This is a genomic window from Hahella sp. KA22, assembly GCF_004135205.1.
Lineage (GTDB): Bacteria > Pseudomonadota > Gammaproteobacteria > Pseudomonadales > Oleiphilaceae > Hahella.
Genome location: NZ_CP035490.1, coordinates 5,813,578 through 5,839,070, shown reverse-complemented (window position 1 = coordinate 5,839,070; position 25,493 = coordinate 5,813,578). Strand labels below are relative to the sequence as shown.

General features: G+C 54.5%; 22 protein-coding genes. 8 read left to right on the top strand and 14 right to left on the bottom strand.

Going from position 1 to position 25,493, the window contains the following annotated elements; genetic code table 11:
• Positions 1 to 12: 12 nt before the first annotated feature.
• Both EUZ85_RS25705 and EUZ85_RS25700 read right to left on the bottom strand, forming a co-directional pair.
• Complete coding sequence (locus EUZ85_RS25705) at positions 13 to 1,935, bottom strand: PrkA family serine protein kinase (protein WP_127973001.1); 1,923 nt, start codon at positions 1,933 to 1,935, stop codon at positions 13 to 15.
• Between the two features lie 605 nt (positions 1,936 to 2,540).
• Positions 2,541 to 3,896, bottom strand: coding sequence for an HD-GYP domain-containing protein (locus tag EUZ85_RS25700; protein WP_164887357.1), 1,356 nt, complete (start codon positions 3,894 to 3,896; stop codon positions 2,541 to 2,543).
• 394 nt (positions 3,897 to 4,290) lie between these two features.
• Here EUZ85_RS25700 and EUZ85_RS25695 point away from each other — a divergent pair, with 394 nt between their 5' ends.
• Positions 4,291 to 4,761 carry an OsmC family protein gene (locus EUZ85_RS25695; RefSeq protein ID WP_127972999.1) on the top strand — a complete coding sequence of 157 codons (471 nt, stop codon included), beginning with the start codon at positions 4,291 to 4,293 and terminating at the stop codon, positions 4,759 to 4,761.
• A gap of 135 nt (positions 4,762 to 4,896) precedes the next feature.
• On the opposite strand, the gene EUZ85_RS25690 is transcribed toward EUZ85_RS25695, so the two are convergent.
• Together EUZ85_RS25690 and EUZ85_RS25685 are read right to left on the bottom strand one after the other, a co-directional pair.
• Positions 4,897 to 5,358 carry an EF-hand domain-containing protein gene (locus EUZ85_RS25690; RefSeq protein WP_127972998.1) on the bottom strand — a complete coding sequence of 154 codons (462 nt, stop codon included), beginning with the start codon at positions 5,356 to 5,358 and terminating at the stop codon, positions 4,897 to 4,899.
• A gap of 391 nt (positions 5,359 to 5,749) precedes the next feature.
• Positions 5,750 to 7,327 carry a CRTAC1 family protein gene (locus EUZ85_RS25685; RefSeq protein ID WP_164887356.1) on the bottom strand — a complete coding sequence of 526 codons (1,578 nt, stop codon included), beginning with the start codon at positions 7,325 to 7,327 and terminating at the stop codon, positions 5,750 to 5,752.
• A gap of 228 nt (positions 7,328 to 7,555) precedes the next feature.
• On the opposite strand from EUZ85_RS25685, the gene EUZ85_RS25680 reads away from it, so the two are divergent.
• On the top strand, positions 7,556 to 10,036 hold the full coding sequence (locus tag EUZ85_RS25680; RefSeq protein ID WP_127972996.1) for a M48 family metallopeptidase: 2,481 nt from the start codon (positions 7,556 to 7,558) through the stop codon (positions 10,034 to 10,036).
• On the opposite strand, the gene EUZ85_RS25675 is transcribed toward EUZ85_RS25680, so the two are convergent.
• The 4 genes from EUZ85_RS25675 to EUZ85_RS25660 all read right to left on the bottom strand — a co-directional run bounded on the left by EUZ85_RS25675 (position 10,017) and on the right by EUZ85_RS25660 (position 14,904).
• Positions 10,017 to 10,547 carry a hypothetical protein gene (locus tag EUZ85_RS25675; RefSeq protein WP_127972995.1) on the bottom strand — a complete coding sequence of 177 codons (531 nt, stop codon included), beginning with the start codon at positions 10,545 to 10,547 and terminating at the stop codon, positions 10,017 to 10,019. The genes EUZ85_RS25680 and EUZ85_RS25675 overlap by 20 nt on opposite strands.
• A 169-nt stretch (positions 10,548 to 10,716) precedes the next feature.
• Entirely contained in the window at positions 10,717 to 11,760 is a 1,044-nt protein-coding gene (locus tag EUZ85_RS25670) for a DUF1338 domain-containing protein (protein WP_127972994.1), read from the bottom strand.
• A gap of 409 nt (positions 11,761 to 12,169) precedes the next feature.
• The gene (locus tag EUZ85_RS25665; protein WP_127972993.1) at positions 12,170 to 13,672 is read right to left on the bottom strand and encodes an aldehyde dehydrogenase family protein; all 1,503 of its coding nucleotides are present in this window, start codon (positions 13,670 to 13,672) and stop codon (positions 12,170 to 12,172) included.
• Between the two features lie 110 nt (positions 13,673 to 13,782).
• Positions 13,783 to 14,904 (bottom strand): saccharopine dehydrogenase family protein, encoded by a 1,122-nt coding sequence (locus EUZ85_RS25660; RefSeq protein ID WP_127972992.1) that lies wholly within the window; start codon positions 14,902 to 14,904, stop codon positions 13,783 to 13,785.
• Between the two features lie 133 nt (positions 14,905 to 15,037).
• On the opposite strand from EUZ85_RS25660, the gene EUZ85_RS25655 reads away from it, so the two are divergent.
• Positions 15,038 to 15,463, top strand: coding sequence for an Lrp/AsnC family transcriptional regulator (locus EUZ85_RS25655; protein ID WP_127972991.1), 426 nt, complete (start codon positions 15,038 to 15,040; stop codon positions 15,461 to 15,463).
• A 27-nt stretch (positions 15,464 to 15,490) separates the two neighbouring features.
• Here the strand turns inward: EUZ85_RS25655 and EUZ85_RS25650 are convergent, their stop codons facing one another.
• Complete coding sequence (locus EUZ85_RS25650) at positions 15,491 to 15,901, bottom strand: hypothetical protein (protein WP_127972990.1); 411 nt, start codon at positions 15,899 to 15,901, stop codon at positions 15,491 to 15,493.
• A gap of 243 nt (positions 15,902 to 16,144) precedes the next feature.
• Here EUZ85_RS25650 and EUZ85_RS25645 point away from each other — a divergent pair, with 243 nt between their 5' ends.
• A complete protein-coding gene (locus EUZ85_RS25645) occupies positions 16,145 to 16,690 on the top strand; it encodes a type VI secretion IcmF C-terminal domain-containing protein (RefSeq protein WP_127972989.1) in 546 nt (181 codons plus the stop codon).
• Between the two features lie 38 nt (positions 16,691 to 16,728).
• On the opposite strand, the gene EUZ85_RS25640 is transcribed toward EUZ85_RS25645, so the two are convergent.
• The 3 genes from EUZ85_RS25640 to EUZ85_RS25630 form a co-directional block, all read right to left on the bottom strand.
• On the bottom strand, positions 16,729 to 17,487 hold the full coding sequence (locus tag EUZ85_RS25640; RefSeq protein WP_127972988.1) for a slipin family protein: 759 nt from the start codon (positions 17,485 to 17,487) through the stop codon (positions 16,729 to 16,731).
• Positions 17,484 to 18,680, bottom strand: coding sequence for a nodulation protein NfeD (locus EUZ85_RS25635; RefSeq protein WP_241566865.1), 1,197 nt, complete (start codon positions 18,678 to 18,680; stop codon positions 17,484 to 17,486). Before EUZ85_RS25635 ends, EUZ85_RS25640 begins: the two co-directional genes overlap by 4 nt.
• A gap of 369 nt (positions 18,681 to 19,049) precedes the next feature.
• Positions 19,050 to 19,541, bottom strand: coding sequence for a hypothetical protein (locus EUZ85_RS25630; RefSeq protein ID WP_127972986.1), 492 nt, complete (start codon positions 19,539 to 19,541; stop codon positions 19,050 to 19,052).
• A gap of 169 nt (positions 19,542 to 19,710) precedes the next feature.
• Between EUZ85_RS25630 and EUZ85_RS25625 the strand changes: the two genes are divergently transcribed.
• Complete coding sequence (locus EUZ85_RS25625) at positions 19,711 to 20,628, top strand: DMT family transporter (protein ID WP_127972985.1); 918 nt, start codon at positions 19,711 to 19,713, stop codon at positions 20,626 to 20,628.
• Between the two features lie 8 nt (positions 20,629 to 20,636).
• Positions 20,637 to 21,080: a YchJ family protein gene (locus EUZ85_RS25620; protein ID WP_241566864.1), complete on the top strand. Its 444-nt coding sequence runs from the start codon at positions 20,637 to 20,639 to the stop codon at positions 21,078 to 21,080.
• Between the two features lie 8 nt (positions 21,081 to 21,088).
• On the opposite strand, the gene EUZ85_RS25615 is transcribed toward EUZ85_RS25620, so the two are convergent.
• Complete coding sequence (locus EUZ85_RS25615; protein ID WP_127972983.1) at positions 21,089 to 22,093, bottom strand: adenosine deaminase; 1,005 nt, start codon at positions 22,091 to 22,093, stop codon at positions 21,089 to 21,091.
• A gap of 97 nt (positions 22,094 to 22,190) precedes the next feature.
• The gene (locus tag EUZ85_RS25610) at positions 22,191 to 23,297 is read right to left on the bottom strand and encodes a BMP family ABC transporter substrate-binding protein (RefSeq protein WP_127972982.1); all 1,107 of its coding nucleotides are present in this window, start codon (positions 23,295 to 23,297) and stop codon (positions 22,191 to 22,193) included.
• Between the two features lie 379 nt (positions 23,298 to 23,676).
• Here EUZ85_RS25610 and EUZ85_RS25605 point away from each other — a divergent pair, with 379 nt between their 5' ends.
• Both EUZ85_RS25605 and EUZ85_RS25600 read left to right on the top strand, forming a co-directional pair.
• The gene (locus tag EUZ85_RS25605; protein ID WP_168199905.1) at positions 23,677 to 24,960 is read left to right on the top strand and encodes a patatin-like phospholipase family protein; all 1,284 of its coding nucleotides are present in this window, start codon (positions 23,677 to 23,679) and stop codon (positions 24,958 to 24,960) included.
• Between the two features lie 227 nt (positions 24,961 to 25,187).
• On the top strand, positions 25,188 to 25,478 hold the full coding sequence (locus EUZ85_RS25600) for a hypothetical protein (protein ID WP_129498766.1): 291 nt from the start codon (positions 25,188 to 25,190) through the stop codon (positions 25,476 to 25,478).
• Positions 25,479 to 25,493 lie beyond the last annotated feature (15 nt).

Here is a 25,493-nt window from a genome sequence, read left to right as displayed (position 1 = left end):
TGGACCCTCACTTTATTGCGACTTGCGAACCCGTAGATACCACTCGCAAAGTAAACGCACTTGTTTTTCAGTATAGCCACGCTCGATCATGCGCCGCACAAATTCCTGATGTTTCTTCTGGTCCTCCTGGGACGCTTTCGGGTTGAACGATATGACCGGCAACAGGTCTTCCGTGTTGGAGAACATTTTCTTCTCGATCACGGTGCGCAGTTTTTCATAACTGAGCCAGGACGGGTTTTTGCCGTTATTGCTGGCCCGCGCCCGCAGCACAAAATTGACGACTTCGTTACGGAAGTCTTTTGGATTGCTGATGCCGGCTGGCTTCTCAATTTTCTCCAGTTCGTCGTTGATGGCCGCGCGGTCAAAGATTTCGCCGGTTTCAGGGTCGCGGTATTCCTGATCCTGAATCCAGAAATCGGCGTAGGTGACATAACGGTCGAAGATGTTCTGACCATACTCGGAGTAGGACTCCAGATAGGCGGTCTGAATTTCCTTGCCGATAAACTCGACATAATGCGGCGCCAGAGACTCTTTGATGAAGCGCAGGTAGCGGTCGTGAGTCTCCTGCTGGAATTGCTCCTGTTCGATCTGCTTCTCAAGCACATACAACAGATGCACCGGGTTGGCGGCCACTTCCGTGGTGTCGAAGTTGAACACCTTGGATAGTATCTTGAAGGCGAAACGGGTGGACAGTCCGTCCATGCCCTCGTCGACGCCGGCGGAGTCCTTGTACTCCTGAATCGACTTGGCTTTGGGGTCGGTGTCCTTGATGCTCTGACCATCGTACACCTTCATTTTTGAGTAAATACTGGAGTTTTCCGGCTCTTTGATGCGGGAAAGACAGGAGAACTGCGCCAGCATGCCCAACGTGTCGGGTGCGCAGGGCGAGCCGGCCAGCGAACTGTGCTTGAGCAGTTTCTTATAGATTTTGACCTCTTCGGACACCCGCAGACAGTAAGGCACTTTGACGATATAAATTCGGTCCAGGAACGCCTCATTGTTTTTGTTGTTGCGGAAGGTCTGCCACTCCGATTCGTTGGAGTGAGCCATAATGATGCCTTCGAACGGCACCGCGCCCATACCCTCAGTCGTGTTGTAGTTGCCTTCCTGAGTAGCGGTCAGCAATGGGTGCAATACTTTGATCGGAGCTTTGAACATCTCCACGAATTCCAGCATGCCCTGATTGGCTTTGTTGAGTCCGCCGGAGAAAGAGTAGGCGTCAGGATCGTGCTGAGGAAAATCTTCCAGCATGCGAATGTTGACTTTACCAACGAGGGCGGAGATATCCTGGTTATTCTCGTCGCCGGGTTCGGTTTTTGATACGGCGACCTGATTAAGAATGGAGGGATACAGTTTGACCACTTTGAACTTGCTGATGTCGCCATTGTATTCATGCAGGCGTTTCACCGCCCAGGGCGACATGATAAAGCGCAGATAGCGGTTGGGAATGCCATATTCCTCTTCCAGAATTTTGCCGTCTTCCGCCGGGTCGAACAGGCCTAACGGCGATTCAAATACAGGGGAACCCTTGATGGCGTAGAAGGGCTGTTTCTGAAACAGGCTCTTCAACTTTTCCGCCAGAGAGGACTTACCGCCGCCGACCGGACCCAGCAGATAGAGAATCTGTTTCTTCTCTTCCAATCCCTGCGCCGCATGTTTGAAAAACGACACTATTTGTTCCACGCACTCTTCCATGCCGTAGAACTCTTCAAATTCGGGGTAACGTTTGATGACTTTGTTAGAGAAGATGCGGCTTAACCGTTGGTCGCGGGATGTGTCGACCAGTTCCGGTTCGCCGATGGCGAGAAGCATTCTCTCTGCAGCGGACGCATAAGCGGTGCGATCCTTTTTGCAGATCTCCAAATACTCCTCCAACGTGTACTCTTCTTCCTTGCGTGAGTCGTATCGACTGGCGAATTGACTGAAGATGCTCATATAGGCCCCCTCTTGTGATGAATAGCTCGCTTAGTGGCGCTAAAACGTCGACATGATCAGTGACCGGCTATCGTGGACTGGCGGCTTCGCCTTGCTCAGACAGGGTCATCATGCGCCTCTTTGGAGCTTTATATGCGCCCCTTTCGGCTGCGTCTGGCCTGCAGACAAGTTTCCTGACATTTTTTCAGCGCGCCCGCGGGCGTCTCCGCTGAACAGATGTGAGAAAACGTTTCTGAATGCGCCCCAACACCACTTGCATGAAGTATTCCGCTTATGAATTAGCATAGTTCAGATCTATACAATTGGATAGGAATTAATTTTCTTAGTTTCATTAAAATTTTTTATATATCATTCTGTTACGTTAGGTGACACATTAATTTGATGACGATTGCAGAGTGATTTTGCGCGCCTTGTCGTGCACGTTAGACATCTATTTCCTTTAGTTGTGCGCCCGGATAGGGCGCGTGGTTGGAGCGCTAGGATAGTGTTAAGAAAAGCGCCCCGAAAAACAGCCTGACGGCAAGAAGAGGTTTAAAAAAGAGGAGGGCGTGAATCGAACTGGCGCAGCGGACGCACGATGAAGCGACGTCCGCCACTGGGTTGTCTTAGGCTACTTTTTCCGCCTTTTCCATGGACTTAGGCGCGCCCATATCGAGAATTTTGATGGAATTGGCCAGCGCTTTTCTAAGCTCGGGAGTAATTTTCTTCTCTTCCTCCAGATAGAGATACAGCACTCTTCCCAATTGTTTCAGCTGCCACTGCAGCTCCTGGTACATCAGGTCCATTTCCACGATTTCACGGCTGACAGTCTGAATGATCTGATTCTCCACTACGTGCTGCAACCAGCGGCCGAGAGGCGCGCTCAACATGCCGGAGCGCGTGACCAGAGTCCACAGACGATCTATTTTCACTTTGGCGACCCGCATGCGTTTGATGTGCTCTCTCTCCGCCAGCGTTTCTCGCAGCGCATAGATGCTCTCCACCACGCCTTCCAGCATTTGCCGCTTTTCCATGAGCTGCGCCGACATGCTGCTCAGGTCGCCTGAAATATTCAGTTGAGTAGCGGCGTGATTCACCTGACGCAGTACGGACATGAGCGCCATGTGCACCTGATTGGGGAAGAAAGAACTGTCGATCTGAAAGACCGGCATAACTTCGCCGAGATTAATTTTGTCATTGAAGCGGCGCTTCTCACAGATGGCGTAGGTTGCATCCGCCATCGCCACCACCTGTCCGACAATGCACAGGCTGTCTTCAAACAGACCGGCGGGATAGCCGCTGCCGTCAGCGCGTTCATGATGTTCTTTGACTGCGCGACGGGTGACGGCAGGGATCTCTTTGATATAGGAAAGAAACAGGTCGCCAATGAGCGTGTGGCTCTGCATGGCGCGCCATTCTTCCGGCGTGTACTCGCCGGTTTTGGCGACGATTTGTGGATCAATGTGGAGCATACCGGCGTCGTGAGCCAGTCCCGCCATAAAAGCCGCTTCGCGCTCTTCGTTACTCAGATTAAGGCGTGTCGCCATGGCGAAGCTTAACCACGCACAGAACAGGCCCTTTTGGTACTCTTTCGGCAATCGTTTGCTCAGAACGGTAACTTTCTGCACCAGCAGATCGTAGCCGCCATACTTCTCGCACACCTCGATAAGGCTGGCTTCCAGACGCATGGACGAATGAATCTCCAGCAGTCCTTCGAAACGATCGAACATTTGATGAATGTCGCGGTGAATTTCCTGCCCAAATAGGGCGTCGTCCACATTGACGGACACTTCAAGCGGCTTCACCAGTTTGTGGTTAAGCAGTCTGCGCGCGACTTCCGGTTTGATGGCCAGCCCCTTTTTAACCAGCAGCATCCCGTCCTTGTTGTATATGTCCTCAGTAGCGATTACCGCATTGGTCTCGTTCACCTCCGCTAGATGATTCGTATAGTGATCGGGCGTTGTCGGATCGTATTGCTTCATTTCAGTTTTCCTGCCGAAATCAGAATGTGACGTCATGCCATTAGGACGAGATTGAGAAGTGTGGGGCGCGTGCGAGATGATCGAATATTGCTCAAATATAGCTCAGTTATTGCTGGTCGATGGTGTATTTCTGCTCATATTTTGCAAACGTACGTAACTAACGTATCTAAAAAGAAAAAGCCTGAAAAATCGGGAGGTGAATGGCGTATTTCGCCAGTTAATTGTCTCGTTTGGCCGTATTGGCGTATAAAAAGTGCTCTATATTTGAGGAGGCCGATGTGTGGTGGCGACCAGAGAGCGGCTGATCGAAAAAGTCTGTTAACATTCTCCTTCACGGCATAGGCGCGTCGTCGGTTCGGCGCGCGTTTCATTTGGCTGATTCAAGGAGGTGTGGATGTCCGAGTATTTCGCCACCGTGCGCTGGCTTCGAGGCGCGCAGGATTTTCTCTCCAATCAATATAGTCGCGGGCATGAATGGGAGTTTGACGGCGGCGTTCGAATTCCCGCTTCCGCGTCTCCGCATATTGTCCCTTTACCCTTTTCTGTCGCTGAAAACGTTGACCCTGAAGAAGCGTTCGTCGCTTCGCTCTCCAGCTGCCATATGTTGTTTTTTCTGGCTTACGCCGCGAAGCGCAAGTTCGTGGTGGACAGCTATGAGGACCCCGCTATTGGCGTGCTGGCCAAAAACGAGCAAGGCGTCATGATGATGACTCAGGTGAGGCTGCGTCCCCGCGTCGAATTTTCCGGCTCAGTCAGGCCGACTCGTGAGGAGCTTGAAGCGTTGCATCATCGCGCGCATGAAAGCTGCTTTATCGCTAATTCGGTGAAAACGGAAGTCGTGGTGGAGTTAGATGCCTGGAAGTGAAGGCGTGAGCAGGGGAACTGAGTCAGGAGACCGGTGTAGCAGAGAGTAAGAGGCTGAGATAAGGAGCCAAAGCGTGCGTCAAGTAGCGCCCGGATTTAACTTATAGACGCACGCTTTGGCTGAAACTGTCGCCGCTTATTCGGCGGGAGCGGTTTCCAGATCTACCGGCGCATCAGCCGGAGCTGCTGGATCTACAGCCATTTCAGGCTGAGGTTCCGCTTGGTATAACTGGCCAGCTCTGGAGCCGGCTGCAGTGGCTTCACCGCTGTACACTACAAATTCATCGCGGCTGATTTCGCCGTTCTGATCGATATCGATCTGGGCGAATGCTTCGTTAATGCTGGAGTCAGCTGCGGCTTCTTCTTTGTTGATGACGCTGTTGCGGTCAGTGTCCAGGTACGAAAACACCTGCTCTACCGCTGGACCTGCGTACTGGTCGGAGCTGGCGGGCGCTTCAGTGATTTGCACTGGGGCGCTCATTTCAGTTTGAGGCTGTTGCTCCGCCACAGGTTGTTCTGTTTGAACGCTGGTTTCGTCAGAGCAAGCAGTCAGTGCTGCCAGGAATGACGCGGTTACGATTGCGAGTGCTTTATTCATACTCTAATACCTACTAAGTTGGTGTCCTTGTTTCCATTACTAGGAGACTGGCTTGAATGTGCGGATTCAAGGCTCCTCCTGTTAACCTCTCCCTTCTTGAGGTAGCCGGGCTGCTTAGCCTCAGCGTGTTTCGCCCTAGGTATATCAAGTTCGGCGCCAGTTTTTAAAATTCCTTTAAAAACAATTGATTAATTGTGTTCGGTGGATTTTGCTGCGAGTGAAAAGGTGGCTGAAAGTCGCAGAAAAGAGACGGCGGCGGCGACTATGCTGGTAATGTCATAAATATCAATGAGTTACGAGTTGCAAAAAGGCAACAGAGGGAAGCAGAGGATTAGCGGAAGAGTTTGGCGGCTGGGCGAAGACGCTGCGCCTGGCCGCCGGCTAAGCATTACTATTCGCTCAGAGAGAGCACGGTATTAATCTTCGGGTTCGTCAATTCCAGGCGCTTGCCATCGGGCTTCAGCGCCACAATACGGGTGGCGGATTCTCTGGCGCCGATACCGAAAACAAGACGGGGGCTTTGGTCTGTCATCAGGCCCACTGCGGATGTCGCTTGTCGGGTATAACTGCGCGCATCCTCCATTTCGATTGTGACTTCGGCTCCTGACCATTCAGGTGAATCCGGCAGCTGCAGGGCGATGAAGTTGGCCTCTGTGGTGTTCAGAAAAGCCCGCACGGGACCGTCCATGTTTAACCAGACGATATCCGGGCGTCCGTCGCCATTCAGGTCTAGGATAACGGGAGACTGGCCGAACCAGGGGTTGTCCAGCTCCAGGTTGTCAGCCTGGAAAAAACCGGTGGCGTGGCCCACTCCAGTCGGCAGTTGCAAAAATGCCTTGCCCGCCAGTTTGCTGACCTTGTGAATCGGCCATTTAATGTAGTTCTGCGCCACCAGCAGATCCATTTCTCCGTCCAGATTGATGTCTTCAAATACGCCCCCCCAGGCGAAGCCGTAGCCGGTTAACTGATAAGGTTCGGTCATATCGGTGAAGCGGAAGTCTCCCTCGTTTCGCAATAGCAACCATTCGCTGTCCTGACGCTGGTCATCGCGCAGGTCGCCGCTGGTGAGAAACTCCGGGATGGAGTTGCCGATATTGGTGAAAAACAGATCCTGATCGCCGTCGCGGTCAATGTCTCCCACCGCCAGCCCCATCCAGAAGCCAAACCCGGAGTGGGTGGGAACGGATTCAAAACGACCATCCCCCAGGTTTCTGAATATTTCCACTTCTCCCGTGTTTTGCGCCACGACCAGGTCTTGCAGGCGGTCGCCGTTGAGGTCGACAAAGACAGATAGAAAGGTGTTTTGCAGCGATGCAGTTCCGGACTGCGCGGTAATGTCGGTGAACTTCAGATCGCCGTCGTTGCGCAGCAGAATGTTGGCGCGGGCATGGCCGGGGTCGTTGAAGGTGGCGCTTTTGAAGGCGTCAAAGGAGATAAAGTTGCTGATATAAAGGTCGCCGTCGCCATCCTGATCAATGTCGGAGACAGTGACGGCGAAGGAGACGGTATTGTCCGGCAATTGAACCGGCAGCTTTTGCGCCGTGAAGCGTCCGCCGTTGTTCAAGTACAAATAGACGCCGTCGTTGCGAGCGATGATAAGGTCCACTTCGCCGTCGGCGTTCATATCCATCGCTGTCGCGCCATAGGTGGCCGCCGATGCGGATAATCCGGTGTCCTGAATAATATTGCGTAATTCGCCATCCCTGAGGCTGAGCAAAGCGTCGTCCTGTCCTTCGCCTCCACCCACAAAAATCTCTTCCTTGCCGTCGCCATCCATGTCCAGCACCGCTGCGCCGCTAAAAGGATGGACCTTTTGCGTCCAGTGGTGGACGAAATCCGTTTTAATCTCTGTGAACGGGGAGAGCTTCAGGCTGGCGGGCGCCTCGCGGACATCCTCCAGTGAAGCGGCGCAGCCGGTCAGCAAGAAAGGTGGTATTAAGAGAGCGCTGAAAGCCGCTGGTGTTTTCATGAACAATTTCCGCATGGTTCGCAATGAATAGGACTTAAAGAAAAAATAGTCGATTTGACGCAGTTATCAGAGTTCAAGCGATGCTTGTCTTAAATACCCGGCTTACTGTTCATAAATCCGGCTGCGCCAGTTACACTTCTTCGCGTAAAAACAACTAAAAAGATTAGAAAATATCAGCTTCGGCGCATAAAATTGCCGCCTTTTGCTGCCTCCACAAAGGATGTCGATTTGAGCGCACCTGCTTCCCCCCAATTCAATGTTATCAGCCAGGGTAAAATTCTTTCCGGTTTCGAAGAGCGTCAGGTGCGAGATAATCTCGTTGCGCGTTTGAAGTTATCGAACGCGCAAGTCGAGCGTCTGTTGACGGGGGCGGTGGTGATCAAGAAATCTTTGTCATCTTCGGACGCCAGAAAATATCAGGCCTTATTTGTTCGCCTGGGACTGGCGGTGACGTTGCAGCCTTGTCCCTCCGGGGACGTGGCGACGAAGCCCGCGCAACCGCAGCCGACAGAAACCGCACAGACCGCCAAAAGCGCAGTCTCATCGACGGCCAGTGGCGCCAAGCCGGCCAAAGACGCCGACATACAGACAGACGTGCTTGCCCTGGCGAAGAAGCGTCTGCACCAACCCATTCCCAAACTACCGGTAACCACAGCTTATAAACTGGGGCTGTTCAGCGTGACCTTGTTGAGCCTGATAGCGCCTTTGATTTACATCAGCCTGACAATCTGCGCGATAGTGGGAACGGTTTGGTACGGGATCAGTATCCCGGATATTCTGGCGGTGCGTAAAACCAATGCGATGGGGACGTTGATGCTGTTCGTACCGGTTCTGTTGGGAACCGTGTTCGCCTTGTTCCTGCTGAAGCCGTTCTTTGGTCGCGACTACGAAAACCGCACTCTGGAGTTGAATCCGAAAAAGTATCGCCGCTTTTATCAACTGGTGCAGCTGCTCACCGAGCGCATGGGCTTGCCGGCCCCGGTGAAAATCTACGTGGATGGCGAGGTCAATGCTCACGTCGCCCCGGAAAAAGGACTGCTGAGCCTGTTTCAGGGACGTTTGACCCTGACAGTCGGCCTGCCGCTGTTGGCGGGCATGAACAGTCGGCAATTCATTGGCGTATTAGGGCATGAGTTCGGGCACTTTGCGCAACGCAACGCCATGATCGCCAACTATATCGTCAACACCGCCAACGCCTGGATGGCGAGCCGGGCCTTCTATCCCGACGCCTGGGATCGTCGCTTGAGCAAGTGGCGGGAGTATTCCCCGATTTTTGCCCTGGATGTGGCGCTGATCGCCGCGCAGGGTATGATCAAAGGCACGCGCCTGATTCTGAAATACCTGTTCTTGTTTAACCTGCGCGTCACCCGTTGGATGTCCCGGGAGATGGAGTACGACGCCGATCGATACGAAAGCTGGGTTGCGGGCAGCGAAACCTTTCAGAGTACGGCGGTGGCGTTGTGGAATATGTCCATGTCGCAGCAACGCAGAGATGAGATCTGGCAATCCGCCTGGAACGAAGACCGCCTGATCGACAACTTGCCGCAAACCATTGCGCAGCTGGCGGCTGAGTTATCCCAGGAAGAAATCGACGCGGTGCGGGCGAAAATGGATGAGCGCCAGACCAATGTCTGGGATACGCATCCGGCGGACAACGACCGTATCGCCCATGCGGAATCTCTTGGTTATGAGCCGGTTTGGATCGATGAATTTCCCGCCACTGAGTTGATGCCGGACTTTGACGCTTTGTGCAAAATCGTCACGTTGCGCATTTATAACTCAATGGGGCTGGAGAAGCCGGAACAGTACCTGTGCTCCTTCGAGGAAATCAGGGACGTTCACTCGAAAATGAATGAGTCGGAAGAAGCCTTGAAGCGCTACTTCGCCGACTTGTTCTCCATGCGCCTGATGAAGCCGTTTAACGCTACGCCGACGGAGGTGGACCTGGCTGGGGCCGTGACCGAACTGCGCGGCCAGATTCCGCGCGCTACGGCGCAAATGGAGCTGTATTGGGAAGCCTATCAGCATATGGAGGCGGCTCAGGTCGGGCTGGCGTATGTGGAGGCGGGTTTTAACATCGACGCCGCTGATTTTGGCGTGAAGGCGGGCGATATCGGTTCTGTGCAACGCAGTCTGGATGATCGACGTACGGAAGTGAAACGGATGGCGGGCGAGTTAAGTCGCTGTCTGGACGCCTATGTGGCGCAGCGCATGCATCTGGCGATGGCGCAGATGTCCGCCGATGACAAGGCGCGGGCGGAGTCGTTGTACAACACTTTCCGTCAGTTGTTTTTATTGCGGGATATCTGGGACAGCCTGCCGTTATGCATGGCGGCGCTTGACGCCCTGTTCCGCCAGGACGAAGAAGAGCGCCCCAAATTTTTCGCTCAGGCGGCGGCGCGGCATGTGCAGTTGGCGAGGGAGTATCTGCGTCAGTTCCATCAGATCTCCGCCAATATCGACCTGCGTTTTTCCACCAGCAAAGAGCAGACTCTGGCGGAGTTCGCCGTAAATTGGGGCGTAAATCCAGAGGAGAAGCTGGATGAGCTGAATGCCGGAGCGATTTTCCAGATCAGCGACCGTTGTCTGCGCGTGATGCGTTATGCTTATCGCCGCACTATTTCAGAACTGGCGCTGCAGTGTTTGCAGGAAGAAGAAAAACTGGGGGTTCCGCCTCTGAAAGTGGAGATTAAGCCAGTGACGGCCTAGCCGTCGCAAACCCTTGACGCTCTATGTCTGCGAGCAGCGTTGCTATCAGCGCATTGGGAAACTGCCGGTAGTCCAGATAGGGCGTCAGATAAACGTTTCCCGCTCGCAGGATGCGACTGTCTTCCTGCAATGCTTGAGGCGTTTGCGGGAGCGTTGAGAACCCTTCCGCGAATTGCTGTCCCCCGATAAGGTGAACAGGAGGCTGACGATCTGTTGGCGTCTCCAGCAGGTGTTGTTGAAACAGCAACGCCGTCGCGCCGCCTTCCGTGAATAAGCGCCTGTCCCGCACCTCACGCCAGTCTTCCTCTGGAAACAACAGCTCCTGCGTTATCTTGGCGAAGATGGAAAAAATCTTGCGCCAATGATTGCCTGTCTCTTGGATGATGACTTCCGTTTCTCCAGAGATGCCGCAACGATAGTCCTGCAACTGCTCATACTGAGGCATGGGCGGGCGGTGAGGGGGGTAAAGAATGAGCAATGGGCGTGAGTCGCCGATTCCTGTCGCGTGCATGGCGAAGTCTGTAAGCGTTGTGTTGTCGGGGTTAATCGAGGAGGGGAGTATAGCCTGACCGGCCGAACATAAGCGAAAAAATGCGCACATGGCCAACCTCGGTCCAGGCCGCTGGCTTGCAAAGCCTGGCCGGAGTGACGATGTGCGCTAATTCTTCAATATGCTGGAGTTAGCATTCCGCTGTCTCGGCCGTATGCGTAACGGCGCGAGTCATGGTGAAGATGCCTTGGGCGTTACTGCTGTCAAAGCGCAGGTCCATGCCCTTTTCAGCGCTCTCATCGATATCGTTGCGCTGAATGAATTCAAAGAAGGAGCCGGGAACCTCATGGGTTTCGACGCCTTGATCCGTTTTGAACTGGCGTTTTACTTTGGTGGCGCGATAAGCGGTCTGCATGATGTTGGCGTTGCGCGCCACTTCAATTTCATCCTTCATCGGGCGACCCAGCTCACGCTGCTGTGCGTCCAGTTGACGAATGTCGCCCACGCGATCGGTCGCGTGGTTGAAAGCGTTGCCTTCAGTGGAGATCCAGGCCATTTCCGCGGACTCTTCCCGCAGCGCCAGATAGTCGTGCAGGTGAGGCACGCCGTGCTGACGGTCAAAACACTGCAACAGGTTGGGCAACAATTCCGCCGCGTCCGCCAGTGACAGCGCGCTGCTTGCAGCCAGTTTCTGCAATAGCTCCGCGGAGCGCGGCGTCAATGGATCGGAAGACACGGACACCACTCGGTCAACAGCGTCCTGGAAAGATTTGGTGAATTGTTCCGGGTACAACTCACTGACGAAGTATTGGGCGATATCGTGGGGCAGGTCCGCATGCGTGTAGACGAAGCCGCACATTTTCAGCTTGGGCAATGGATACTGTCCGGCCACGGTGAAGCCGAGAGGCTCCAGGATGCGCGCGAACGCTTTATAACCCATCGGCAGCGCCTGGTTTTCCCAGGCTACGGTGCGCAGCGCGCCGTGGTCGAATACGACTTTCTCTCCAGACGCCAGCTTTTCCGCCACGTATTGTTTGCCTTCCGGCACGCGCTCTAACAAATCATCGAACAACATCATATTCATCGCCTGGGCGATGACGGCGCGATTGAGCGGCTCGTCGTCATGGTGAGGCTGGGCGAAAATGGGGTGCAGTTGGACGGAATCAAGCAATTGCTGAGCCTTGGCGGCGTCAGTCAGCGAAGACAATAGTTTGAAAAGCGCAGTAGTTTGCATGGTACGGCTCGTAATCCTGAAAATAATACTGACGTTTGTCTGACCGGCGTGCGTCCAGACGCCTGAGGCGTTCTGGAAGAAGAGGAGGAGGTCCGGCTTCGGTCGAAGTCCGGTTACAGGCGCACAGTCGGAAACAGCTTCCCGTACATCATCGGTATATTAATCAGGCGGACAAATAGCTTCCTTCTATTTGTCCGCACGACAGGGCCTGCACATGTCAGACCCTGTCTCCCGCAGCTAGTCGCCGCGCAGGCGCATCCATGCGCCGGGCTATTAACATGCCAATATCATTGCCATGTTAATAAGCGTTAAACCAATAAGGAAAATCCTGACCTGTCGAACCGCGCGTCCTGGCGCGGATGTCAAAAGGAGAGCCGAAGCTCTCCTTTCAAGTCAACTCAGCAAAGGCTTAGTTGAGATCGAACTTAATGCCCTGGGCCAGCGGCAGCTCGGACGAATAGTTTACTGTCGCTGTGGAGCGGCGCATGTACGCCTTCCAGGAGTCGGAGCCGGACTCGCGACCGCCGCCGGTTTCTTTCTCGCCGCCGAATGCGCCGCCGATTTCAGCGCCGCTGGTGCCGACGTTGACGTTGGCGATGCCGCAGTCGCTGCCCACCGCGGAGGTGAACAGTTCCGCTTCACGCATGTTCAGAGTGAAGATAGCGGAAGACAGACCTTGTGGCACATCGTTCTGACGTTCAATCGCGTCTTCCAGATCAGAGTATCGGAAGAAGTACAGGATCGGCGCAAAGGTTTCGTGAGCATTGTTGGTCAGCGCGTTGCCGCCTTCCACAATCGCGGGGTTCACGTAGTAAGCCTGTGGGAACTCTTTTTCCAGCGCGCGTCCGCCGCCGTAAACGTCACAGCCTTTTGCTTTGGCGTCAGCCAGCGCCTGCTCCATTTGTTCGTAAGAGCGGCCGTCGATGAGCGGACCGATTAACGTGCCGGCTTCCTGTGGGTTACCGATAGGCAGTTGCTTATAAGCGGCCTTCAGGCGCCCCAGCAATTCGTCATATACGGAATCATGAGCGAAGACGCGACGAGTGGTGGTGCAGCGTTGGCCTGCGGTGCCGACTGCGCCGAAAACAATGGCGCGGGTGGCCATGTCCAGGTCAGCGGATTCCGCCACGATGATGGCGTTGTTGCCGCCCAGTTCCAGAATGGATTTGCCGAAGCGAGCCGCGACGCGCTGACCGACTACGCGGCCCATGGCGCAGCTGCCGGTGGCGCTGATCAAAGGTACGCGCTTGTCGTCAACCAATTGTTCGCCGACTTCACGTTCGCCGATGATGACGCTGGACAGGCCTTCTGGCGCTTCGCCGAAGCGAGCGATGGCTTTATCCAGCAGATGTTGACAGGCCAGGGCGCACAGAGGCGTTTTCTCGGAAGGTTTCCAGATCACAGGATCGCCGCACACCAGCGCCAGTGCGCTGTTCCATGCCCAAACCGCCATGGGGAAGTTGAACGCGGAAATAACTCCGACTGGGCCCATTGGGTGCCAGGATTCGCGCAGTGCGTGATTGGGGCGCTCGGATGCGATAGTCAGACCGTACAGTTGACGGGACAGACCGACGGCGAAATCGCAGATGTCGATCATTTCCTGTACTTCGCCTTGGCCTTCAGAAATGATCTTGCCACATTCCAGCGTGATCAAGGCGCCCAGAGTTTCTTTGTGCTTGCGCAGTTCTTCACCGTAAAGACGCACCAGCTCGCCACGCTGAGGAGCGGGCAGGCGACGCCAGGCTTTGAAGGCGTCTGCGGCGGCGGCGATTTTCTTTTCTACTTCGTCTTTGCTGTCCAGTTTCAGGTTGGCGATCACTTTGCCGTCAACCGGGGAGCTGATTTTGTAGTCCCCTGAAGCAAGAATGCCCTGGTCCATGCCCAGGGCTGAAAAAATCTCTTGGATATTCATAGCGGTCCTCCCGTAAAGAGTCGTAAGTGCGTTTGGTGGTCCTTGTAGCGAGCTTCTGGTTCGCTACCTGTCCTGATGTCGGGGCGCGGGGTCGCCGCGCCCATATTTGATCAGGCTACGCGACGCACTGAAGCCGAAGGGTTTTTCCCGTCGTCTTCCATATAGTTGCGGCCGAAACGGTTGTTTATAAAGTCTTCGAAGCGGATATCTTCCTGACGTACAAAGCCTTGGCTCGGCAGTTTGCCTTCCGCCAGCAGGTCCAGCGCAGCGCAGATGCCTGATGCGGTGGTGATCTGGATGGCGCTACGCAGTTTACCGTTGATTTCGCGGCTGTAAATCTTACGTGCGAAGGTTTCCTGCAGGAACAGACCGTTCTTCACGCCGCTAACGTTGGCGAATACCAATACAACGTCCTGCATGGTGACAGGGATGGCGGATTCCATGATTTCTTTCAACAGGTCGCGACGCTCGCCCAGACGCAGGTCGTTCAGCAGAAGCTTCATGACGTCGCGGTGACCAGGGTAACGCACGGTGCGGTAGTTCAGGTTGGACACTTTGCCTTCCAGGGTTTCGCACAGCGTGCCCAGGCCGCCAGAAGTATTGAAAGCTTCGTAATCGTCGCCGTCCAGAGAGAAGTGCTCCAGCTCTTCCATCGGAGGAACTTCGCGCAACTGGCCGTTAACGATGGCTTCACAAGGGTTCAGGTATTCGTTGATCAGCCCGTCGGTGCTCCAGGTCAGGTTGTATTTCAACGCGTTGGAGGGGAACTTGGGCAGTGCGCCGACACGCATGTGGACGTTATGCAAGGAGTCGAAGTGGCGCGCCAGATCATAAGCCACGATGGAAATGAAGCCAGGAGCCAGCCCGCACTGAGGAATGAACGCGGATTTGGCGTCTTTCGCCAGTGACTTGATGAGACGGGTGCTGGCGACGTCTTCGGTCAGGTCAAGGTAGTGAACTTGCTGCGCGGCGGCTGCGTGAGCGATGGATGCGCTGATATCGAATGGGCAGGAGTTGATAACGGCGAAGTGGCCTTTGAAGGCGGCTTCCATTTCCTGCTGGTTAGAGGCGTTCGCCTTCACAGTTGAGATGCCGGGAATTTCTTCGGCGATGCGGTCCAGCGCGTCCTGATTCTGGTCTACCAGCGTGACTTTGTAGTCGCCAGTGCTGTTCAGGAAATCCGTGATCATTGAGCCGATTTTACCAGCGCCTACAACAACGATGGGTTTCATATGTGCCTCTCCTAATTGTTATTGGATGAATAAATCTATAATAGGAGGCGCAGATGTCGGATTGTAACTGTCATAGTGACGAATTTACTGATAAATTTAGACGAAATATCTATATCTGTAGTGAAATCGTCATATGGATGAAAAAAATCAACGTTTGCTCGATCTGTTGCAGGCGAACGCGCGAGAAGCCACTTCGTCACTGGCGAGAAAACTCAACCTGTCCCGCACAGCAGTACATGAACGCATCGCCAAGCTGGAGGCGGAAGGCGTCATTCGCGGCTATACCGTGCGTCTGGATAAGGAATATGAGAAGAAGCGCATCAGCGCCCAGGTGATGATCGAAATCAATCCGAAACTGAACAAGCAGGTGGAGACGGCGCTGCGACGCATTGACGAGGTGCGGTCGCTGTACACGATCAATGGACAGTACGACTTCATCGCCCTGATCCGCGCGGAAACCACGGAACAGATCGATGAAGTGCTGGATCACATTGGTGAAATAGAAGGCATCGAAAAAACCATGTCGTCGATTGTGTTATCGACGAAGTTTGAGCGCTGAGAGGGCTTATCCCTCAAACCAAACGTACTACCAGCTCCCGCCGCCCCAATCGTCTGCGCCCGAGCTTCTGCTGTGTGAATTTCTTACAGGTCTTCCCCAGCTATTTTCCCACTCTATGTTTATAGGCTCTGAGGTCCATTCATTGGCGCCTTCATCAGAAATCATCGGGGGACGTGGCGGCTCGCAAAATGAGCAGAACATATCCGAGTGAATTTTGATGCCAGGAGAAAGATCATAGAGGTCACCGGCGGACCATTGGGCATTTTTGTCATAAACCCAAATGCCGCAGACACAGCATTTATCGCAATCGATTCTCTCGTTCAATGTGCTTGAGTTTTTAAATAATAAATCGAAATTGGCTTCACCAAACAGCTCTCGAGCTTTTTCTTCAATAGCGTTGAGCGCCTGTTCTTCTTTAGCGTTGTTATCGATATCCACAAGCAATCTCATGCTTAGTAGAACCGTTTTTTTCGTAGTCATTATTGCAATTTTCTCGTTATAACTTTTTGTAGGGATGACGGCAGGGAAGGTAGTGGTGACGGGCTTCCCTGCTTTTTGTTTGAGGCGGTTTTCGCCGTTTCTGAAATCGATTCGCCAATAATGCTATCCTGCGGCGGGCTTGGCAATGGGTAGGTTTATAGGTGATTTTCTGTCTCTTTTTTGTGTGAGAAGCGGGCGTAAATGAGGTTCCTGTTGAAGGCGTTTGGGTGGGCTGCTTTGCTTACAGGAAACTGTCTGAACGCGATGGCGGCGGAGGTTGGATGCTATCGAGACGACGTCATGGCGGCGTTGTCCACGTCTCCGGTAACGAGTTCGGCGGCTTCTTCTGAAACCGCATCAAAGGCTGGTTTCAGAGTGAGTCTTAAGCCTTTGACGATGTCTCCGTCAATTCGACGGATTCGCATTGTAATCGGGGAAGTCGAGGCGGCTTCAGTGCCCGGACCGAGATTTTGGTCCGAGTTCTCCTGGCCAGCGAGCAATCCGGACGCATACGTGGAAGTAGAAACGTTGAACGGCGACCGTAGACGGTATGACTTCTTGGGGGAGTGGGCGTTGTTTCGTTTCCTTGGGCAAGCGCGGATTACGCCCGAGTCGGACACCTCCGGCCAAGCCCAATTTGACTTTGGCGGCCTGCAAGTGACTTATCAGATAAAAACCGCTACAGCGACGCAATTCAACGTATTGCAGAAGTTATCCGACTATCCCTGTTTGGAATCCATGCCCTGAGTCGGTTTTCAGGGGCGAGTCAGGCTTGATGGGGGAGGTCAGCTGGACTCATTCTCCTGAATGCCGAAAGCCTTGAGAATTTCCAGTGGTAGTGGAAAAGCGATGGTGTTGGTTTTGTCGCTGGCGATCTCCGTGAGCGTCTGCAGGTAGCGCAGCTGAATCGCTTGCGGCTGCTTGGCGAGAATCGAAGCGGCCTCGCGCAGTTTTTCCGATGCTTCCAGCTCGCCGGTGGCGTGAATCACCTTGGCGCGCCGAATACGCTCCGCTTCCGCCTGCTTGGCGATAGCGCGAATCATGCGTTCATCCAGGTCCACATGTTTGATCTCTACGTTGGAGACCTTGATGCCCCAGCCGTCGGTCTGGACGTCCAAGATGCGCTGGATATCCTCATTCAGCTCCTCCCGCGACGCCAGCATTTCATCCAGCTCATGCTGACCAAGCACTGAACGCAACGTGGTTTGCGCCAGTTGACTGGTGGCCTCGTTGTAATTCTCCACGTTAATCACGCTTTTCTGCGGGTCCAGCACCCGGTAGTACACCACGGCGTTGACCTTAACCGAGACGTTGTCCCGGGATATTACATCCTGTGTCGGCACATCCATGACGACAATCCTTAAATCGACGCGCACCATTTGTTGAATGATGGGCACGATAACGATCAGTCCGGGCCCTTTCACCTTATAGAAACGACCAAGCAAGAACACCACTGCGCGCTCATACTCGCGCATGACTCGAAACATCGTCAGCAGCAGGGCGAGCGCAATAATAACCAGCGCCAAAACAACGTAAGCGATCATGGGATAGCCTCCACTTGCAGGGTCAGTCCCTGTATTCCTGTGATTCTGAGTTTTTGGCCTTGCGATACCGGCGTGTCGCAATAAGCCATCCATAGTTGTCCCTGGGCGGCGACCCGGCCGCTCCCTTCAAAGTCGGCGATAGCTTCCGCCTGTGAACCGATAAGAGTTTCCACACCGGACACCACCGCCTGTTTTCGGGATTTCAAGGCGAAGTGCAGCAGCACGCTGAGCACCAGGACGGATAGGGCCGCCACGGCGATGATGACGGGCAGGGCGATCTGGTAGGCGGGAGATTTCGTGTCCATCAGCATGACGGAGCCAAGAATAAACGCCGCCACGCCGCCTAAACCCAATGCGCCGAAGCTGGGAGCAAAGCTCTCCGCCGTCATCAGCGCGACGCCCAGTAACAAGAGCCCCAATCCCGCGTAGCTGATAGGCAGCAGCTGTAATGCATACAGGCCTATCAGCAGACAAATGGCGCCGAGGATGCCGGGCAGGGCTGCGCCAGGATTGTAGGCTTCCAGCAGCAATCCATAGATGCCGATCAGCAGCAGGATATAAGCGACGCTGGGATCGGTGATGACAGCCAGGAAGCGGTGGCGCCAATCCGGTTCGACAGGATGCAACTCATATCCAGACAGCTTTAAGGTTACAGCGCCGTTATCAAGGTTGACCTGCCTCCCTTCCAGTTGGGTCAGCAGTTGCTCTGTTGAATCCGCCATCATATCAATGACGTTCATTTGCAACGCCTCTTCCGCACTCAAGCTGGCGGCGTCGCGCACGGCCCGTTCCGCCCACTCTGCGTTACGCCTGCGCAGTTTCGCCAAGCCCTGGATATAGGCGACAGCGTCATTGATCTGCTTGTGTTCCAGCGTACTTAGCCCTTTCTCGTCGCCCTTTGCATCGCTGTCAGGCTTTGATGGCGAGGATGAAGGGGCGGCGATTGATATCGGCGTGGCGGCTCCCAGATTGGTGGCGTGCGCCATGGCGGCGACATGAGAGCTGTACAGAATGTAAGTTCCGGCGCTGGCTGCTCTGGCGCCTTTGGGATAAACGTAGGCGGCGACTGGAGTGGAAGAAGCCAGAATCGCCTGAATCATATCGCGCATGGACTTGTCCAAACCGCCAGGAGTATCCAGTCGCAACAGAAAGAGAGACGCCCCGGCTTCATTCGCCTCTTCTAATGCGCGCATGAATAAATCCGCACTGGCGGGTCCTATAGCTCCCTGTATATCAAGGGTCCATACCTGCGGCGGGTGTTTGGCGGATGCATTCACACCGCTTGTTTCTGCGGCCAGGGTTTCTGCGGTAAAAGACGAAAAGAAGAAAGAAGCGGAGATCGCGAAATAGAGCAGCCAAAACAATCTTGCGGGAAGCTGCATACAAAAACACAACCCCGAAGCGGTCGGCGTCCTGCGCCGGATTGCAAGCGAACTTAATCGCATATCCTTGGCCATGGCGTGGGTGCTCTTGCTGCGCCATTAATTGATATCAGTATTAGCAGATTAACTCGACTTCTGCAGAGGTCGCCAGAACATTATCCAGAATGGCGGGGTTCTGGCTCAAATAAATTCTCCCCCCGATCTTTCCGCTTGTAGCGGGAAGTTGGGGAGGAGGACTTGTTGCAGGAGGTGGCGGAAGGTGGGATCTTTTTCGCTTAGAGATTCAGCTTTTTTCTGGGCTTCGGTTTGAAGCTGACGATTCAGGGTTTTCACCAGTTCATGAAATTCGGTGAGCGCTCCCGCCCAGTGCAAACCGTTATTCAGGACATTATCGTCTTCCGGGGCGCCTCTTTCTGCGTAGACGTTGCGATAACATTGCGCAATGTCTTCCACCCAGCCGTTGAGGCTGACTTTCAAGTCGATTATATTGCCGCGTTGGCTGGCCAGAGACTCATGTTTTCTGAGATAAGGTTTGAAAACGGCGCCTAATGTTTGCGTCATTTTTTCTCTTTCGGATTCACAGGCGGACAGCTCCGTCGCAGCGCCCTGTTCCGTCATCAGCGTGAGGGCGGCTATGCTAAGGATTAATAGAGTCGGAGGATGGACTCGCATTGTGGTCGCCCGTCAGCAGTGCATGAAGGAATGCCGCTGAGATGTGGCGATATGTGGGTTGGGTCGCTTTAACGACATCGTCAGCGGCATAATTTAAACATAGTCCAAATATTGCGGATTGGCGAAATCTTCAATATTTGTCGTCAGGAAAGAAGTACAGGACGCAGCTATGTCTCAGGAAGTTTCGCGCAATACTAACGAGTCGCTGGCGTTGCGCTATGGTTTGTCCGCCGTCTTGCTGTGGTCTACCGTGGCCACCGCGTTCAAATTGGCGCTGGCGCAGCAAAGCGTCAGTCAGCTGGTGTTTTTCGCCAGTCTGACATCCGTATTGGCCCTGGGGGCGGCGTTGCTCTGGCAGGGACGTTTGACTGAGGCGATGCGTTCTCTGCGGGAAAACGGCTGGCGGGCGCTGTGTTTCGGTTTATTGAATCCGCTGCTGTACTACCACATTCTTTTTTACGCCTACGATCTGCTTCCTGCACAGGTGGCGCAGCCCATTAACTACACCTGGGCGTTGATGCTGGCGTTTCTCGCTGTGCCTTTTCTCGGCCACAAGCTCACGCGTACGGATGTGATCGCCATGTTGGTGAGTTACAGCGGCGTAGTGGTGATTTCCTTTGGCGGCGATGATAGCGGGCAATCTTTAAATCTTGTGGGGATTGCGCTGGCTTTGGTCAGTACTCTGGTCTGGGCGGCGTATTGGATTTTGAACTCCAGAGACAAGCGCGATCCGGTGATCGGGCTGTTTCAAAATTTCTTATTCGCCACGCCCTGCGCCGCCGTGCTGGCCTGGCCTTTGAATCTGGCGCCCGCCGCGTTGGGCGGCGCGGTCTATGTCGGCCTGTTTGAAATGGGCGTGACCTTTATGCTGTGGCTGATGGCGATGAAATATACGCGCCACGCCAGTCGCATCAGTAATCTAATATTTATCTCACCGTTTATTTCTCTGCTTCTGATCCACTTTATTCTGGGCGAGAAAATTCACATGCTGACCCTGGTGGGTCTTGGCTTTATTGTCGCCGGCCTGGCGATTCAGGCGCGCTCCGCTAAAAAAGGGCGGGCATCCGAACCTTTGTTGACTGAATGAGAGTAGTTATGAATAACCTGTGCCCCTGTAATTCCGGTTCGCCTTATGAAGAGTGCTGCCAGCCGCTGCATTCCGGTAAGGCTGCGGAGACGCCGGAACAGTTGATGAGATCCCGGTATAGCGCCTTTGCGATGGGGTTGATGGAGTACCTGCAGCAGACCTGGTGCGCGCAGCATCGCCCGGCGGATTTACAGCCGAACGAAAGTATCCAGTGGAAGCGTTTGGAAGTGCTGGATAGCGGCTCTGAAAGCGATCAAGGCTGGGTTAATTTTCGGGCCACCTTTCAGGAGGGAGACAAATGGATGCAGTTGCAGGAACGCTCCCGCTTCATTAAAGAGCAGGGGCGCTGGTTGTATGTAGATGGCGACGCCACCTGGACGGCATTAAGCGTCGGCAGGAACGATCCATGTCCCTGCGGCAGCGGTAAGAAAAACAAAAAATGCTGCGAGTGAGCTCTGTCTCAGTGACTTTGCAGATACTGGTCCAGCCGGGCCAGTAAACGCGCTTTTTCCTCAGAGGTCAGGAAACTGGCCTCAAAGCTGTTTCTCGCCATCTGTGCGGCTTGCTCCCTGGTCATGGGCGACGCCTCCTGCATGGCGATGAAATTCTCATTCATATAACCGCCGAAATACGCCGGATCATCTGAGTTCACCGTCACCATCAGGCCTTTTTCCAGCAGGCGTAGAATGTTGTGTTCTGACATGGAGTCGAACACGCACAATTTGATGTTGGAGAGCGGGCAGACGGTCAGCGGAATTTGTTCGTCGATCAATCGCTGCATCAGCGCTGCGTCCTCAATGCAACGTACGCCATGGTCGATGCGTTTCACCTTCAGCAGATCCAGCGCCTGCCAGATATACTCCGGCGGTCCTTCTTCACCGGCATGAGCCACGCTTAACAAGCCGGCGTTCAGCGCTTGCTCGAACACGCGCTGGAACTTTTCCGGGGGGTGACCGACTTCAGAGCTGTCGAGTCCAACGCCGACAAAGTGCTGCTTATAAGGTAACGCCTGGCGCAGTGTTTCCATCGCCGCTTCTTCACTCAGATGGCGCAGGAAACAGAGAATCAGTTTGCTGGATTGTCCCCACTGCGCTTCCGCCTCCTCCATTGCGCGGGTCAGGCCGCGCACCACCACGCCAATGTCCACGCCGCGATCTGTATGGGTTTGCGGATCAAAAAACATTTCCGTATGGATGACGTTCTGCTCACGACACCGTTGCAGATAGGCGAAGGTCATATCGTAAAAGTCCTGCTCATGCAGCAACACCTGAGCGCCCTGGTAATAGATATCCAGAAACTCCTGCAGGTTGTTGAATTCATAGGCCGCACGGACTTCTTCCACATTGGCGAAAGGCAAGGCGACGCCATTCCGACGTCCGATTTCGAACATCAGCTCCGGCTCCAGCGAGCCCTCTATGTGCAAATGTAGCTCCGCCTTGGGAAGTCCTTTCAGAAAATCTTGCATATCAAATTCCTGCGATCTTTTTTGAGATTCGGCCATAGGCCGCTAATGTCTTAAACATAGCATTTTGCGGCCCGTCGCGCTTACCTGATGCGATCTCTTAATGGGGAATTTCGCCTTTGATTCCCTGCACATACCAATTCATGCCCGCGACCTCTTCGTGAGACAGCTCTTCACCGGCGGGGGCTTTTAACTCGCCTTTCTGATTGTAGATAGGTCCGGCGAAGGGTTTCAGTTTGCCGGACTTGATGTCTGCGATCATGGTTTCCGCTTCTTTCACCACGTCAGCGGGAATGGCTTTGTTGAACTCCGGCAACAGGATCATGTCCTCCGCCATACCGCCCCAGTAATCACGTGGTTTCCAGGTTCCGTCCATGACGCTTTGCACGGTGTGAATGTAGTGGTAGGACCAGTCATCCACAACTGACACCAGATGCGCCTTCGGGCCAAAGCGGGACATATCGGAGGATTGGCCGACGGCGTATACGCCGCGCTGCTCCGCCACTTGCATGGCGGCGGGGCTGTCTGTGTGTTGCAGGATGACGTCGACGCCCTGATCAATCATGACATTGGCCGCCTCCGCCTCTTTCGCCGGGTCGAACCAGCTGCTGACCCAGAGGATCTTCAACTCATAATCCGGATTGACCTTGTTCATGGCGAGACGTACGGCGTTGATGTCGCGAATGACTTCAGGAATGGGAAAGGAGGCGATGTAACCGAGCTTGCCGGTTTTGCTCATTTTCGCCGCCACATAACCAGATACGTAGCGTCCTTCATAAGTGTTGGAGATATAAGTGCTGACGTTTTTGGTGCGTTTGTAGCCGGTGGCGTGTTCGAACACAACATCAGGGAATTGGGCCGCCACTTTCAGGGTGGGATTCATGAAACCGAAGGAGGTGGTGAAGATCACTTTATGGCCGGACTTGGCCAGATTGCGGATGACCCGTTCCGCGTCGGCGCCTTCCGGCACGTTTTCCACGTAGGTTGTTTTGACTTTGTCGCCGAAATGCTTTTCTAACGCCTGACGGCCCTGATCATGTTGATAGGACCAGCCGTGATCGCCGATGGGGCCGACATAGACAAACCCTACTTTAAAGGGCTCCTCTGCGTTGCTGATGCTTGACGCCATTAGCGCCACCGCGCCGAAAACGGCGATCAGCGGTCGACGGGCTTTTTTGAGTAACGCAGTAATGCTGACATTCAACATCGTAATTTATGCTCCCGGATCGTGTTTTTTGTTTATTGACGGCGGGTAGCCTGTGCTCAGCGGCCGCCGCTGATGCAGAAGCAATTTTATGACCAGCCAGCCAGGTTTTCGGAAACTTCCGCCGTATTCCGCGACGGGCTGCGTCACCGGCGATTCACTCAAGCACCGATATTGAACTTTTACATTCCTGAAGTACATATACGCCCTCAAATGGCGCATGCAGTGATCCGCCGCAGAGAGGGAGTGGCGCCCAGGTTGGTCGTTTTGGTGCGTAATCTGGATAGCGCAGTAAGGCCTGATTTAAGTTCGCGCATGACGTCTTCGCTCTTCCCGGCGGACGCCATGCGCGCTTTTTCATCGGATGATAAGGAGGTCTGTTATGCAATCGATATCTCAGCGCCATGAATATTCGGACTACGTCAGCGAATTGAAGCGGTGGTTTCCGCGAGATCGCTCCACGTCACAGGAAAATCCCGTACCTCCCCATACATTTGAATTCGCCCTGGCGTTGGCGGGTGCGGTGTCCGGCGGCGCCTACGCGGCGGGGTTCATGGATGTGCTGTTTGAGGCTCTGGATGCGTGGGAGGCGGCGAGGGGTTTGGCGGGCGTTCCAGTCCATCGCGTGCGCTTAAAAACAGTATCCGGCGCTTCCGCCGGGGCGATGAACGGCGCCTTGGCGGCGTTGTTCGCCAGACGGGATTTCAAACACGGGCGTCATCCCAGAGAGGAGCCCGGCTACTTATTCAATAATCCGTTTTATCAGGTTTGGGTTAGAGATATTGACGCCCAGCGCCTGCTGCGTCCTAACGATCTGGGCAAGGACTCTGCATTGCGATCGCTTTTGAATTCCGCGCACCTGGATCAAGTGGCGGAATCTCTGTTGCGACGCCTGGACGCTACCGCAGAGTCGTCTGATGGATTTCAGCGACCCTGGATGGGAGACGCCTTCAGTCTGCATTTTACGGTCTCCAATTTACGCGGCGTTCCCTACGCATTCGCTTTCTCCACGCCAAAGGGAGAGGGGGCGCGTGACCTGACAGGACATCTTTCGCGGTTGCATCAGGATCATCTGAGCTTTGCGGCCCCGGCTGGCGGGGTAATTCAGGCGTTGGATTTTCCGCCGGACCACCGCGCATTGCCGATGGATTTCTTAAATGAATCCTGGCGTGACCTGATTCAGGCAGCGTTGGCGGCGGGAGCCTTCCCCGTTGCGTTGCAGGCGAGAACCTTGCGACGGCCCCGTCGTGATTACGACTGGCGCTTCATTCGCTGCGATGACGAAGGGGTTTACCGGTTTGTCACGCCGGCGTGGGGGCGGGAAGAGATGCAAGAGGAAACCTATTGCTTTCTCAATGTGGATGGCGGCGTGATGAACAATGAGCCGTTTCAGTTGGCCCGACGGACGTTGTCGGGCCTGGAGGGGCGTAATCCTCGCTCTGGCGTTGCGGCGAATCGGGCGGTCATCATGCTGGACCCGTTCCCGGAAGCGCCAGCGCCGGGACTGGCGGATCAGGACTCCCTGGCTCACATCCTGCTGGGATTGCTGAGCGGCCTTAAGAATCAAACCCGGTTTGACTGCCAGGATATTCGTCTGGCGGACGCTGGCGACATTTATTCCCGTTTTCTGGTGGTCCCCGGCGTCCCGGCAAAAAGGGCGGGTTAGATATCGCCGCCGGAGGGTTACAGGGTTTTCTCGGCTTCTTTTCAGAGTCCTATCGTCATCATGACTTCTTTCTTGGACGGCTGAACGGCTATAAGTTTCTGCGTGACTGGTTTGTTTTACCCGCCGCGAATCCCATCGTTCAGTATGGATACGCGTCGCTCAACGATGCGGAAAGGGAGCGTTTTGTCTCCCGCGTCAGACCGGGTCACTACCAAATCGCACCTTTGATGACGAGCGTCGGTGAGCATTTTGAAGGCGACGCCATGGAAAGCGCTATGCCCAGGTGGCCCGGCGCACTCAGTCGCGCCGAATTGACGCTGGCGGAAGGATGGATTCGTGATCGCCTAGACGCAGTGTGGCCGCAGGTGCTGGCGGAAATGCGCGGCGTCTCTTCCGGGTGGAGGGGAACCTTGTTAAAGCTCGGCGTTGGTCTGTGTGAGCGACCAGTAAAGGCGAAGCTGGTGGATAGGGTGATGCTGGCGTTGCGCGGGGCGATGCGCGAAATGTCTGAAGGATAAGGTCGGCGCCCGTTG

Excerpts from the sequence above, each read along its gene's own strand:
- EUZ85_RS25670 (WP_127972994.1), bottom strand. The coding sequence starts at position 11,760 with ATGCAAACTACTGCGCTTTTCAAACTATTGTCTTCGCTGACTGACGCC.
- EUZ85_RS25675 (WP_127972995.1), bottom strand. The coding sequence starts at position 10,547 with ATGCACGCGACAGGAATCGGCGACTCACGCCCATTGCTCATTCTTTAC.
- EUZ85_RS25645 (WP_127972989.1), top strand. The coding sequence starts at position 16,145 with ATGAGGTTCCTGTTGAAGGCGTTTGGGTGGGCTGCTTTGCTTACAGGA.
- EUZ85_RS25705 (WP_127973001.1), bottom strand. The coding sequence starts at position 1,935 with ATGAGCATCTTCAGTCAATTCGCCAGTCGATACGACTCACGCAAGGAA.
- EUZ85_RS25625 (WP_127972985.1), top strand. The coding sequence starts at position 19,711 with ATGTCTCAGGAAGTTTCGCGCAATACTAACGAGTCGCTGGCGTTGCGC.
- EUZ85_RS25635 (WP_241566865.1), bottom strand. The coding sequence starts at position 18,680 with ATGCGCGCATTAGAAGAGGCGAATGAAGCCGGGGCGTCTCTCTTTCTG.
- EUZ85_RS25660 (WP_127972992.1), bottom strand. The coding sequence starts at position 14,904 with ATGAAACCCATCGTTGTTGTAGGCGCTGGTAAAATCGGCTCAATGATC.
- EUZ85_RS25640 (WP_127972988.1), bottom strand. The coding sequence starts at position 17,487 with ATGATCGCTTACGTTGTTTTGGCGCTGGTTATTATTGCGCTCGCCCTG.
- EUZ85_RS25620 (WP_241566864.1), top strand. The coding sequence starts at position 20,637 with ATGAATAACCTGTGCCCCTGTAATTCCGGTTCGCCTTATGAAGAGTGC.
- EUZ85_RS25695 (WP_127972999.1), top strand. The coding sequence starts at position 4,291 with ATGTCCGAGTATTTCGCCACCGTGCGCTGGCTTCGAGGCGCGCAGGAT.
- EUZ85_RS25690 (WP_127972998.1), bottom strand. The coding sequence starts at position 5,358 with ATGAATAAAGCACTCGCAATCGTAACCGCGTCATTCCTGGCAGCACTG.
- EUZ85_RS25655 (WP_127972991.1), top strand. The coding sequence starts at position 15,038 with ATGGATGAAAAAAATCAACGTTTGCTCGATCTGTTGCAGGCGAACGCG.
- EUZ85_RS25610 (WP_127972982.1), bottom strand. The coding sequence starts at position 23,297 with ATGTTGAATGTCAGCATTACTGCGTTACTCAAAAAAGCCCGTCGACCG.
- EUZ85_RS25630 (WP_127972986.1), bottom strand. The coding sequence starts at position 19,541 with ATGCGAGTCCATCCTCCGACTCTATTAATCCTTAGCATAGCCGCCCTC.
- EUZ85_RS25615 (WP_127972983.1), bottom strand. The coding sequence starts at position 22,093 with ATGCAAGATTTTCTGAAAGGACTTCCCAAGGCGGAGCTACATTTGCAC.
- EUZ85_RS25605 (WP_168199905.1), top strand. The coding sequence starts at position 23,677 with ATGCAATCGATATCTCAGCGCCATGAATATTCGGACTACGTCAGCGAA.
- EUZ85_RS25700 (WP_164887357.1), bottom strand. The coding sequence starts at position 3,896 with ATGAAGCAATACGATCCGACAACGCCCGATCACTATACGAATCATCTA.
- EUZ85_RS25600 (WP_129498766.1), top strand. The coding sequence starts at position 25,188 with ATGACGAGCGTCGGTGAGCATTTTGAAGGCGACGCCATGGAAAGCGCT.
- EUZ85_RS25665 (WP_127972993.1), bottom strand. The coding sequence starts at position 13,672 with ATGAATATCCAAGAGATTTTTTCAGCCCTGGGCATGGACCAGGGCATT.
- EUZ85_RS25685 (WP_164887356.1), bottom strand. The coding sequence starts at position 7,327 with ATGAAAACACCAGCGGCTTTCAGCGCTCTCTTAATACCACCTTTCTTG.